General features: G+C 73.4%; 9 protein-coding genes. 4 read left to right on the forward strand and 5 right to left on the reverse strand.

Annotated features, from left to right (window positions below):
* Positions 1-27 precede the first annotated feature (27 nt).
* Positions 28-1,215: a hypothetical protein gene (locus tag ACFWJO_RS14665; protein ID WP_386865062.1), complete on the forward strand. Its 1,188-nt coding sequence runs from the start codon at positions 28-30 to the stop codon at positions 1,213-1,215.
* On the opposite strand, the gene ACFWJO_RS14670 is transcribed toward ACFWJO_RS14665, so the two are convergent.
* Genes ACFWJO_RS14670 through ACFWJO_RS14690 form a run of 5 tightly spaced genes read right to left on the reverse strand, consistent with a single transcriptional unit; the run spans position 1,212 to position 7,739 of the window.
* Positions 1,212-2,006, reverse strand: coding sequence for an endo alpha-1,4 polygalactosaminidase (locus tag ACFWJO_RS14670; RefSeq protein ID WP_386865063.1), 795 nt, complete (start codon positions 2,004-2,006; stop codon positions 1,212-1,214). The two genes, ACFWJO_RS14665 and ACFWJO_RS14670, sit on opposite strands and share 4 nt — an antisense overlap.
* Complete coding sequence (locus tag ACFWJO_RS14675; RefSeq protein WP_386865064.1) at positions 2,003-2,620, reverse strand: spherulation-specific family 4 protein; 618 nt, start codon at positions 2,618-2,620, stop codon at positions 2,003-2,005. Before ACFWJO_RS14675 ends, ACFWJO_RS14670 begins: the two co-directional genes overlap by 4 nt.
* A 15-nt stretch (positions 2,621-2,635) precedes the next feature.
* On the reverse strand, positions 2,636-4,072 hold the full coding sequence (locus ACFWJO_RS14680; protein ID WP_386865065.1) for a hypothetical protein: 1,437 nt from the start codon (positions 4,070-4,072) through the stop codon (positions 2,636-2,638).
* Positions 4,069-5,583, reverse strand: coding sequence for a GT4 family glycosyltransferase PelF (pelF, locus tag ACFWJO_RS14685; RefSeq protein ID WP_386865066.1), 1,515 nt, complete (start codon positions 5,581-5,583; stop codon positions 4,069-4,071). The genes ACFWJO_RS14680 and pelF overlap by 4 nt, the downstream gene beginning before the upstream one ends.
* 56 nt (positions 5,584-5,639) lie before the next feature.
* The gene (locus ACFWJO_RS14690) at positions 5,640-7,739 is read right to left on the reverse strand and encodes a hypothetical protein (protein ID WP_386865067.1); all 2,100 of its coding nucleotides are present in this window, start codon (positions 7,737-7,739) and stop codon (positions 5,640-5,642) included.
* A gap of 307 nt (positions 7,740-8,046) precedes the next feature.
* Here ACFWJO_RS14690 and ACFWJO_RS14695 point away from each other — a divergent pair, with 307 nt between their 5' ends.
* From ACFWJO_RS14695 to ACFWJO_RS14705, 3 genes are all read left to right on the forward strand, one after another.
* Complete coding sequence (locus ACFWJO_RS14695) at positions 8,047-9,555, forward strand: leucyl aminopeptidase (protein WP_386865068.1); 1,509 nt, start codon at positions 8,047-8,049, stop codon at positions 9,553-9,555.
* Between the two features lie 341 nt (positions 9,556-9,896).
* Positions 9,897-11,285 carry a dihydrolipoyl dehydrogenase gene (gene lpdA / locus ACFWJO_RS14700; protein ID WP_384421499.1) on the forward strand — a complete coding sequence of 463 codons (1,389 nt, stop codon included), beginning with the start codon at positions 9,897-9,899 and terminating at the stop codon, positions 11,283-11,285.
* A 60-nt stretch (positions 11,286-11,345) separates the two neighbouring features.
* A partial coding sequence (locus ACFWJO_RS14705) for a biotin/lipoyl-containing protein (RefSeq protein ID WP_386865069.1) occupies positions 11,346-12,015 on the forward strand: 670 nt, incomplete at its 3' end.

Genomic DNA, 12,015 nt, shown 5'->3' on the forward strand with positions numbered 1-12,015 from the left:
TCCGGGTGCCGGCGTGGTCATGTGGGCATGATCAGACGCCTTGCCCGTACGGGCGCGGTCCTCGCCACCGCGTCCCTGTTCCTGACCGCGTGCTCCGGCGGCGCGGACGACGCCAGGCCGAAGGCCGCGCCGACCAGGCACCCGGTCTTCGACCAGAAGCTCGACCGCCAGGTGTTCCTGGCCCTGCGCCAGACGCAGAAGGCCCGTACCGTCGGCTTCACCCAGCGGCTGACGCTGACGACGAAGAAGGGGAAGGCGGTCCAGAGCGTCGAGGGGCGGCTGGACTTCGCGAAGAACACCGGCGACGCGGTCGTCCGCTGGACGGTGCCCGAGAAGTTCTCGGACGGCGCCAAGGACGCGATCCTCGGGCGCGTGCCGGGCAAGAGCAACGCCGACTCCTGGGGCCGCGTCCTGGTCGACGGCCAGAACATCACCTACCGGGCCGCCTCCGCCGACTACTGGCTGCGCTACGGGGCCGGTGACTACGACAGGAGCCTCAGGACCCTCGACCGGCTGCGCGGCACCGAGGCGCCCGTCGGCGGCACGCTCCTGGAGGTCCTCGGCGGAGCCGAGGCCACGAGCCGCCAGGGCGTCAACTACCGGGCGACCGCACCGCTCGACCCCGTGTCGAACATGCTCCCGGTCGAGATCTCCGAACAGCTGACCTCCGAGACGTACACCCCGGGCATCGCACGGAACAAGACGGTGCCGCTGACCGTCTCCCTCGACACCACGGGCCGGCTGAGCCGGGTCCAGGCCGACCTGTCCGGCATGCTCGGCAAGAAGGGCAGCGTCTTCCCGGACGCCACCGCCCTGACGATGGAGCTCAGCCTCGACAAGTACGGCGCCCCGAGGCCCGCGACCGAGCCGACGGGCCGGGTGCTGGACGCCGGGAAGACGGTGCGGTCGATCCACGACGTCAGGCCCGGGCGCTGCGTCGACTTCAGCACCGGTCAGCGCGACCTCGAACTGGTCGCGGAGGTCCCGTGCGCCAAGCCGCACGACGGCCGCCTCTTCGCGCACGCCTCCTACAGCGGCGGCGCCTACCCGGACGAGCCCGGCGCCAAGAAGGAGGCGAGCCGGGCCTGTGACCGCGCCTACGGCAGGGCCTCCGACAGCTGGATCTCGGAAGCGGGCGACGAGGGAGCCTTCTGGTACATGTGGGGCCCGGACGGCATCTCCTGTTACGTCGTCACCTCCAGGGGCGAGGCCTAGGGCTGGCACGCCCTCCGCCACGCCCCCAGGTCGTACTCCTTCCGCATCGAGCTCAGGCCCAGCTCGCGTGCCCGGGGGCAGAAGTCCTCCGGGTCGCGTTCGTACTCGACGTGGAAGACCGCCTTGCCGGCCTTCACGAAAGGCGTCAGCCGCTCGCACTCCCCGTACTCGGCGCACTGTTCGTTGACCGCGAAGTCGAAGTCCGGGAGGAGCTGGGGGATCTGGTCGAGGTCGTTCTTCAGGGCGACCGCCAGGCCGCGCTCGTGGGCCAGGCGGGCGATCAGGCGGTTGTAGCGGAGCTGGTCGGCCGGCGTGAGGGGGAAGCCGGTGGGGTTGGCGTAGCCGTCCATGTTGTCCGGTTCGACGGCGTCGAAGCCCTTGGCGCGGCACATGTCGAGGCGGGCGGCCATCAGCGGGGCGAGGAGGTCGGTGCGGCGGATGTCGAGCCAGCGTTCGCCGGGCCAGCCGTTGCCCTTGCCCAGGAGGGACTTCGGGAACTTCGCGGCGTCCGGGCGGAAGTCCTCCCAGGCGCCGGTGGAGAGGTAGCAGATGACCTTGCGGCCGCGGCGGTGCAGGTCGGCGACCGTGGCCGCCGGGTGGTCGAAGCCGTCGATGTCGTAGACCGGGACGTCCACCGCCGGGTCCAGGCGGCCGCTGAGCTGCCACTGCCAGGCGAGGCCCGGCCGGGGCTGCCAGCGCGGGGCCGGGGCGCGGTCGTCGGGCGGTGGCGGGGCCGTCGTGCAGGCCGCGGCGAACAGCAGCAGGGCGAGCAGGGGCAGCAGGCGTCTCACCGGGCGGGCTCCAGGGTGTGCGGAAGGGTGCCCCACGGGTGGGCGCCGCTGCCGGGGACCGCGCAGTGGACCGGGGTCGCCGGGCGGGCGTCGGCCGGGGCCGCGTACACCAGGTGGCAGTAGTGGTCGGCTACCGGGAGGTCGAGGTTCCGGTAGGAGTCCCAGGGGCCCTCGAAGGTGACGAGCAGATCCGCGAGGGTCTCGTAGCCGGCGGCCGGCTGCGCGCCGTGGTTGAGGACGAGCGTACGGGCGCCGGCCGCGCGCGCCGCCACGGCGAGGCGCCGGTAGTGCGGCAGCGCGTCCGGGTCGGTCGGCACCTGGTCGAGGAACGCGCCGTCGGCCCCGTACCAGTCGCGGTGCCGCAGCAGGTCGGCGACCACGTCGGCGTGCGGGCGGCGGCCGTAGTCGGTGTCCGCGTAGCCCAGGAGCCGTACGCCCGCGCCGCGCAGCCGGGCGGCGACCTCGGCGAAGGCCGGGTCGGCGGCCGTGCCGGCGCCGCTCGCCGGGTTGAGGACGACGCCGTAGAGGGCGGGCGCGGCCGCGACGACGGCGGCCCAGTCCTCGGGACGGTCGGCGGGATGCTCGTAGAACGGCACCAGGAGGGAGGAGTTCACGGTCCGGGCCCCTCTTCAGCAACGGTGAGCGGTCGGTCGTACCAGCAGAACACAGCTCAGCACGCACAGCGTGCCGGCCGCGGCGCCCGCCGCCGCGGGACCGGCCGCCGGGGCGAAGGCCTGGGCGAGCCCCTGGGCGGCCGCCGCGAGCAGGCACACGACGGCCGCGCTCGCCACCGCGCCGAAGGCCTGGAGCAGCAGCCCCAGCCACAGCACCGCGCCGACCAGCAGCAGCGAGACGACCCGCGGTACGGAGACGGCGGCGGCGCCGGGCCACAGCAGCGCGGCCCCGACGGTCAGGACGAACAGCACCGCCAGATAGCCGCCGAGGCAGCGGGCGAGCGTGCCGGTGACGGCGCGCCGGAACTCGTACGCCGTGGTCAGCAGCCGCAGCCGGGCCAGGCCGGCGGCGCGGAAGCGGTGGAGCAGCCATTCCGCCGGGCCCATGGAAAGGGTCAGCGCGATCACCGCGTCGGCGCCCGCGTACAGCACGAGCAGTCCGCTGCCGAGGCCGAACAGGCCGTACGGGAGCGAGGCCGCGAACGGCGGTCCGCCCCGGCCCCGGGCGCCGCGCCGCAGCCCCGGGCGCAGCACGAGCGCGGCGAAGCCGGTGGTGGCGGCGAGCGAGAGCAGGAGCAGCGCGATCCGCAGCGGCTCCGGCAGGTCGTGGCGGAAGGCGGGAACGGCGCCGGCGAGCGGCAGCAGCGCGGTGAGCAGGGCCCGCTCGCGGCCGAGGACGAGCAGGACGGTCGCCGCGGCCAGGTACAGGGCCTGGCCGGCGCCGAACAGGGCGGCCGGCCGCTCGCCGGGACCGGCGGCGGCGACCGCGACGGCCGCCCCGGCGAGCGCGCCGGCCGGGGCGCCGGTGAGCAGGGCGCGGACGGCTGCGTGGCGGTCGCCGAGGCCGAGCCAGGTGTAGGCCCGGTGGGCGAGGGCCTGGTTCCACACCCAGCCGGTGACGGCCCCGGCGAACAGCGGGACGGTGCCCGGCGGGAGCCCGTAGCGGCCGGGGCCGGCGGCGAGCAGCGGGGCGCCGAGGACGTACGCGAGGCCGGGCAGCGCGAAGACCAGGCCGCGCAGCAGGCATCCGGCGAGGCCGGTGTGCCAGGGGTCGGCGGGCTGCGCCTCGGGGGCGGGATGGCGGCGTTCGGTGCGGGCGTACAGGTCCTCGGCCAGGGCGAAGGAGTCGGGGCGGCCGTAGGTGAGGCGGATGTGGTCGTCGGTCATGCCGTCGGATTCGAGGATCGCGGCTATCTCGTCGGGGTGGACGGCCACGGCGGCCAGGGCGTCGAGGCGGTGGGCGAGTTCGTCCAGCGGGTCGGCGGCGAGGACGCCGCCGGCGGCGGGCGGGGCCGGCACGGTCGCGGGCGTCCGGTGTCCGTGCCGCTGACGGGGGATCACCGGAAGGGTGTCCTGCGTGGTGCCCGGCTTCAGCCAGAGGGAGCCGCTCATGCCCACGCGCCTCCGGCCAGTTCGGTGCGCCAGGGGTCGGTCAGGCGGACCGTCCAGTGCTCCGGCTCGGCCTGGGGTTCGGGGCGGCGGCCGGCGAGTTCCAGGTAGATGCGGCGGAAGCCGTCGACCGAGCGGTGGAGGGTGAAGCGGTCGACGACGCGCTGACGGGCGCGCCCGGCCAGGTCGGCGCGGCGGGCGTCGTCCTGGAGCAGTTCGGTGACCGCCGCGGCCATGACGGCCGGTTCGCGGGGCGGGACGACCAGGCCGGTGTCGCCGACGGCCTCGCGGACGCCGCCGACGTCGGTGGAGACGGTGGCCCGGCCGCAGGACATGGACTCGATGAGGGAGAAGGGGAAGCCCTCGCTGATGGAGGAGAGCATCACGACGTTGCCCGCCGCGTAGGCGCCGGCGACGTCGGAGGTGCGGCCCTCGAAAGTCAGGCCGTCGGTGACGCCGAGTTCGGCGGCGAGCTTCTCCAGCCGGGTGCGGTAGTCCTCGTTGCCCGCCGGGACGGGGCCGAAGAGGCGGAGCCGCAGCTCGGGGAGTTCGGCGCGGGCGATCGCGTACGCCCGGATCAGGGTTTCCAGGTCCTTGATGGGGTCGACGCGGCCCACCCAGCTCAGGGTGGGGGTCTCGGGCTCCGGGCCCGCCCAGGGGAAGGCCGTCGGGTCCACGCCGTTGTAGACCGTGCGGATGCGGTCGGCCGGTGCGCCGCCGCGTTCCTCCCAGCGGCGGTTGTACTGGTTGCAGGGGGTGATGAGGTCGGCCTTGCGGTAGCCGAGGGTGTTGAGTTCGCGGTAGAAGCCGAGGAGGAGGGACTTCACGGGGAAGCGCTGGGGCGCGGTGCGGTAGCCGAGGTAGCGCTCGCGCAGGTAGATGCCGTGTTCGGTGAGCAGGAAGGGCACCCCTTCGAAGTGCTGGGCGGCCAGCGCCGGCAGCGTGGCGAGCCCGCTGGAGACGGCGTGCGCGACCCGGTCGCCGGATATCCGGGCGGTGAGCGGGCGCAGGGCGTGTTCGAGCAGGTCGTTGGCGGTGAGGGCGTCGTGGACGGTGGGCCGGGCCGCGGCCGTCGGCAGGTGCGGCATGGTCCAGATCCACATGAGGGTGCGCAGGACGCGTTCGGTGCGCAGTGCGGCGGTCAGGCGTCCTTCGCGGGCGAGTGCGGCGAGTTCGTAGAGCGCCTCGCCGAAGTCGCAGCCGGCCGCCGGGTCCAGGATCGACAGCAGGAAGCGTTCGTACGTGTCCTGGAAGCGGCGTCGGGCCGCGCCGCGCGGGGCGCTCCTGGCCCGCGCCGGGGCGGGGCCCCAGAGCGGGAAGGAGGTGCGGGCGGTGAGGTTCGGCGGCAGTTCCCAGGTGACGGGTTCGCGGCCGTTGCCGGTGAGGGCGAGGACGTGGAAGTCGACCTCGGGCATGCCGCGGATCAGCTGGTCGCACCAGGTGCTGACGCCGCCGTGGACGTGTGGGTAGGTGCCTTCGGTGAGCATGGTGACGTGACGGCCACTGCTCGGCATGTGCGTTCCCCCGGAGCGCGTGGTGGCGGGTTCTGACGACGGGTCAGGCGGTGGGGTCAGGTGGTCGGGAGCTTCAGCGTGACGGCGCTCTGCAGGGGTTCCGGGGTCGTCCAGGCGGAGCGGGTTCCCGCGTAGGCGGTGCCGAAGGCGGCGGTGCCGAGGAGGAGTTGCTTGCGGGTGCCTTCGGGTGCGGTGACCGGGACGGCCACGCCGGACGGGGCCTTGACGGTGACGGTGCCGCCGACGCGGTAGGCGGTGACCTGGCCGGCGTCGAGCGCCCGCTCCCAGGCGGTGCGGCGGTTCAGCTCGGTGCCGACGTCCTTCTGGCGCGGGTTGACCAGGGGCGTGTTGTCGGCGAACAGGGCGCGGTAGTCGGCGAGGACCTTGTCGAGGACGGGGTAGAGGAGGCGTTCCTCGGCGAGGTTGGACTGGTGGACGTAGTGCGGCCGGGGGTCGTTGCCGAGGACGTGGGACAGGGCGGTGCGGGCCTCCTGCGGCACGATGTGGGTCTGGTAGCCGGTCGTGGTGTCGAGCGGGGCGGGCAGGCAGGTGGAGGACGGGTTGTTCTCGCAGATGCCGCTGCCGCCGTCGGCGCGGGAGGTGTAGATCCAGTTGTACTCGTCGGTCATCTCGGCGGCGGTGCCCACGTTGTAGTACACGTTCATGGGGTGGCGGGGCACGGTCTGGGCGGCACCGGAGCCGGTGCCGAGGGAACGCTGGGCCGGCTCGCGGGAGTTGTCGCTGGCCGTCCACTTCACGCCGTTGTCGGCGAGGGCGCCGGCGAGGTTCGGGTTGTCGACGGGCTGCTGGGGCAGGGTCTTCAGTCCGGAGTGCTCGCCGGTGACGAGTTCGGTGCGGTCGACGGGCAGGCCCTTGCCGTAGGCCCAGTTGAGGTTGTCGCGGATCTGGGCGGAGATCTCGGAGCGGCTCACCCAGGCCGTCGCGCCGGTGCTGGTCCTGGCGCAGCTCCAGGGGACGGTGGTGACGTCCTGGACGCAGCCGAGGAAGGGATGGGTGTAGGTGTGGTTGATCCAGCGGTACTGGGCGCGGTCGGCGATCAGCCGGGCCGCGAGCGGGTCGGTGCCGCCGTGTTCGGCCTTCCACTGCTCGCCCTGGCCGCCGTTGTAGACCATGTCGAGGAGGAAGCCGGAGGACTTCTGCCAGGCGGCGGCGTACGCGGCGTCGTCGGCGGTCATCCGGACGGGGTTCTCGCCGGCCTCGCCGTCGCCGCCGGGGCAGTCGAGGTCGCCGGGGGTGCAGTTGCGGGCGGTGTCCCAGCGGGCGTCGGGCGCGAAGACGTCGTCGACGTGGACCGAGAGGTAGTTGCGGGAGCGGCCGAGGTGGACGCCCTGGGTGAGCCATTCGACGATGCCGCGGGCGAGGGCCCGGAACTGCCGCTGGTGCCGGTTGTAGGCGAAGGTGACGACGAGCTCGCGCCGTCCGTCGTGGGCGTACTCGCCGACGAGGCTCATCCGTCCGCCGTCGGCGGCGGGCATGTCGAGGTAGCTGGTGTAGCCGGCCCGGGGGCGGCCGGCGTAGCCGTAGCTCTCGGAGACGTCCGGGTCGTTGTCCTCGAAGGTCAGCGGTCCGCGCAGGTCGCGGAAGGGCCCGGCCTGGCCGGCCGGGGTGACGTGGGCGGTGGCGCCGTCGAGGACGCCGGACCAGCCGCCGTCCGAGGTGTAGTCGAGGCCGACGCCCGGGTGGGCCCAGGTGTAGGCGTCGACCTGCGGGATGCCGTAGGTCTTCTCGTACGCGACGAGGGCGGCCTGCTCGGCGGAGTCGGGTCCGAAGACGGCCTCGTGGGGCAGGACGACGCCCTGGTACCGGGCGCGGGGCCGGCCGGTCGCGCTGTCGGAGGGTTCGCTGAGGAAGCCGGCGGTGAGCACCGGGCGGCCGGGGTCGTTCAGGTCGAGCGTGCGGTACGGGATCCCGGAGCCGTCGAGCTCGGCGGTGATCGCCTGCACGGCGCTGCCGCCGTCGTCGACGACCAGCACGGTCAGGTCGATCCGCGGGTCGGGATCGGCGGCGCCGGCCTGCGCGGAGGGCAGGACGGTGGCGAGCAGTCCGGCGGCGGCGAGGGCGGCGAGCCGGGGCGCGCCTCGCCGGCCGGAGGCGCCGCGGGAGGTTCTGGGCGTGCGGGAACGGCTGGAAACCATCGGTGGGTGTCCCCCCTCGGCAGGTCCCCGCCCGACCGGCGGGACCTGTGGAGATGTCGCGGATGGGGCGAAGGGCGGTGTGTCGTCCTTGCGCGATTGAGGCGAGTGTGAATCGGACCCGGCGGATCCGGGACCCAAACCCGGCAGAGACACCACGGATGAGTGAATCACCACCGCCGTGAGCGAAAGCGGCGAGCGAGCGTAGGCTTCGTTCCCAGCGCTCATCGGGCCGAAATACGATGCGGCGGGCACGGTCGGCCCATCCCTCGACCGCCACAGAACTCAACGGAAGCGAGAATTCACCACCGTGACTGCTCTCACTCTCAGCACTGCAGGAGCGGCGACGCTGCGTGCCGACGCCCTCGTGGTCGGCGTCGCGAAGTCCGGTAAGGCGCTGACCGTCGCCCCGGGCGCCGAGGTCGTCGACCAGGCCTTCGACGGCGGTCTCGCCGCCGTCCTGGAGACGCTGGGCGCCTCCGGCGCCGAGGGTGAGGCGACCAAGCTGCCCTCCCCCGCCGGCATCAAGGCCCCCGTGGTGCTCGCCGTCGGCCTGGGTTCGGCACCCGAGGACGGTGAGGCCTACGGCACCGAGGCGCTGCGCCGTGCCGCCGGCACCGCCGCCCGTGCCCTGACCGGCTCGAAGAAGGCCGCGTTCGCGCTGCCGATCGCCTCTCCCGAGGGCGCCGCCGCCATCGCCGAGGGCGCGCTGCTCGGCGCGTACGCCTACACCGCGTACCAGGAGAACAGCCAGGGCGGGAAGAAGCCGCTGGCCGAGGTCGCCCTGCTCGGCGCCAAGCCGCGCGACAAGGCCTACAAGGCCGCCGCGGAGCGCGCGCTCGCCGTCGCCGAGGAGATGAACCGCGCCCGCGACCTGATCAACCAGCCGCCGAACGACCTGACGCCGGCCGCGTTCGCCGCCGCCGTCCAGGCCGCCGGCAAGGAGCACGGCCTCAAGGTGCAGGTGCTCGACGAGAAGGCGCTCGCCAAGGGCGGCTACGGCGGCATCCTCGGTGTCGGCGCCGGCTCGGTGAACCCGCCGCGTCTGGTCCGCGTCGCCTACACCCACGCGAAGGCGGAGAAGACCCTCGCCCTGGTCGGCAAGGGCATCACCTACGACTCGGGCGGCATCTCCCTGAAGCCGGCCGGCCACAACGAGACGATGAAGTGCGACATGAGCGGCGCCGCCGCCGTGTTCGCCACCGTCGTCGCCGCGGCCCGGCTCGGCCTGGCCGTCAACGTCACCGGCTGGCTGGCCCTCGCCGAGAACATGCCGTCCGGCTCCGCCACCCGCCCGGGCGACGTGCTGCGCATGTACAGCGGCAAGACCGTCGAGGTCCTCAACACCGACGCCGAGGGCCGCCTGGTCATGGCCGACGCCCTGACCAGGGCCTCGGAGGAGCACCCGGACGCGATCGTCGACGTGGCCACCCTGACCGGTGCCATGGTCCTGGCGCTCGGCAACCGCACGTTCGCGATCATGGCGAACGACGACGACTACCGCACCGCGATCCACGAGATCGCGGAGGAGGTCGGCGAGCAGTCCTGGCCGATGCCGCTCCCGGCGGACCTGCGCAAGGCCATGGACTCCCCGACGGCGGACATCTCCAACATGGGCGAGCGGATGGGCGGCGGCCTGGTGGCCGGTCTGTTCCTGAAGGAGTTCGTGGGCGAGGGCATCACCTGGGCCCACCTGGACATCGCGGGCCCCGCCTTCCACGAGGGCGCCCCGTACGGCTACACCCCGAAGGGCGGCACCGGCTCCTCGGTGCGCACCCTGGTGCGTCTCGCCGAGCGCACCGCGGACGGCGAGCTCTGAGCGGTCGCCTGAGGTGACGGCACGGCCCCGGGGACCCGAGCCCCCGGGGCCGTAGCCGTTCCCGGGCCGGCGGCCCCGGTGGTCTGCGCCCGCGGGCCCGGGCGGCCCCCGGATGTTCGCCCGCGACGAAATCCGTAGGTTCGTACGCCGCCCTACCGGTCCGTACGGACGATCAGCCGTCTCAGAGCGCGGCCCCGCGTCCCGCCGTCCGTCAACAAGTGCGAAGATGGGTTCTCGGCAGGACAGGGCCCCCACCACAGGGCCGAAGAAAAGCGGCCGGAACCAGCCGCCGCCCCGTCACCGAAGACGGGCGACGAGCGCACATGCATGGAGGACGTGACGTGGCGAACGACGCCAGCACCGTTTTCGACCTAGTGATCCTCGGCGGCGGTAGCGGCGGTTACGCCGCGGCGCTGCGCGGAGCGCAGCTGGGCCTGGACGTCGCACTGATCGAGAAGAACAAGCTCGGCGGCACCTGCCTGCACAACGGCTGCATCCCGACGAAGGCCCTGCTCCACGCCGGCGAGGTCGCCGACCAGGCGCGCGAGGCGGAGCAGTTCGGTGTCAAGGCCTCCTTCGAGGGCATCGACATCAAGGCCGTGCACAAGTACAAGGACGACGTGATCTCGGGCCTCTACAAGGGTCTGCAGGGTCTGGTCGCCTCCCGCAAGGTCACGTACATCGAGGGCACCGGCCACCTGTCCTCCCCGACCTCCGTCGACGTGGACGGCCGTCGCGTCGAGGGCCGTCACGTCCTCCTCGCCACCGGTTCCGTGCCGAAGTCGCTGCCGGGTCTGGAGATCGACGGCAACCGCATCATCTCCTCGGACCACGCGCTCACCCTGGACCGGGTCCCGGAGTCCGCGATCATCCTCGGCGGCGGCGTCATCGGCGTCGAGTTCGCCTCGGCGTGGAAGTCCTTCGGCACCGACGTCACGGTGATCGAGGGCCTGAAGCACCTCGTCCCGGTCGAGGACGAGAACAGCTCGAAGCTGCTCGAGCGCGCCTTCCGCAAGCGCGGCATCAAGTTCAACCTGGGCACGTTCTTCCAGTCGGCCGAGTACACCGAGACCGGTGTGAAGGTCACCCTGGCGGACGGCAAGACCTTCGAGGCCGAGGTGCTGCTCGTCGCCATCGGCCGCGGCCCGGTGTCCGCCGGCCTCGGTTACGAGGAGCAGGGCATCGCGATGGACCGCGGCTACGTCCTGGTGGACGAGTACATGCGGACCAACGTGCCCACGATCTCCGCGGTCGGCGACCTGGTCCCGACGCTCCAGCTCGCGCACGTCGGCTTCGCCGAGGGCATCCTGGTGGCGGAGCGGCTCGCCGGTCTGAAGCCCGTGCCGATCGACTACGACGGCGTGCCGCGGGTGACGTACTGCCACCCGGAGGTCGCCTCCGTCGGCATCACCGAGGCCAAGGCCAAGGAGATCTACGGCGCGGACAAGGTCGTCGCCCTCAAGTACAACCTCGCGGGCAACGGCAAGAGCAAGATCCTCAAGACCGCGGGCGAGATCAAGCTCGTCCAGGTCAAGGACGGTGCCGTGGTCGGCGTCCACATGGTCGGTGACCGCATGGGCGAGCAGGTCGGCGAGGCGCAGCTGATCTACAACTGGGAGGCGCTGCCGGCCGAGGTCGCGCAGCTCATCCACGCCCACCCGACGCAGAACGAGGCGCTCGGCGAGGCCCACCTGGCCCTGGCCGGCAAGCCTCTGCACTCCCACGACTGACGCTCACGTCACACGGGCGCGACGACCACTTTCCGCAATTCGTTAGGAGCAACTGAAACCATGTCGGTTTCCGTAACCCTGCCGGCGCTCGGCGAGAGCGTCACCGAGGGCACCGTCACCCGCTGGCTCAAGGCCGAGGGTGAGCGTGTCGAGGCCGACGAGCCGCTGCTCGAGGTCTCGACCGACAAGGTCGACACCGAGATCCCCGCCCCCGCCTCGGGCATCCTGGCCTCCATCAAGGTCGCCGAGGACGAGACGGTCGAGGTCGGCGCCGAGCTGGCCGTCATCGACGACGGCTCCGGCGCTCCGGCCGCGGCTCCGGCCCCGGCCGCCGAGGCCGCCCCGGCTCCGGCCCCGGCCGCCGCTCCGGCCCCCGTGGCCGAGGCCCCCGCCGCCCCGGCTCCGGCGCCCGCCGCCGAGGCTCCGGCCGCCGCTCCCGCCGGTGGCGCCCAGGGCACGGACGTCGTCCTGCCCGCGCTCGGCGAGTCCGTCACCGAGGGCACCGTGACCCGCTGGCTGAAGTCGGTCGGCGAGACCGTCGAGGCCGACGAGCCGCTGCTCGAGGTCTCCACGGACAAGGTCGACACCGAGATCCCGGCCCCGGCCTCCGGTGTGCTGCTCGAGATCGTCGTCGGTGAGGACGAGACCGCCGAGGTCGGCGCCAAGCTCGCCGTCATCGGCGCCGCCGGTGCCGCTCCGGCCGCCGCCCCGGCCCCGGCCGCTCCGGCCC

The sequence above is a fragment of the Streptomyces sp. NPDC127092 genome, assembly GCF_042722475.1.
Taxonomy (GTDB): domain Bacteria; phylum Actinomycetota; class Actinomycetes; order Streptomycetales; family Streptomycetaceae; genus Streptomyces.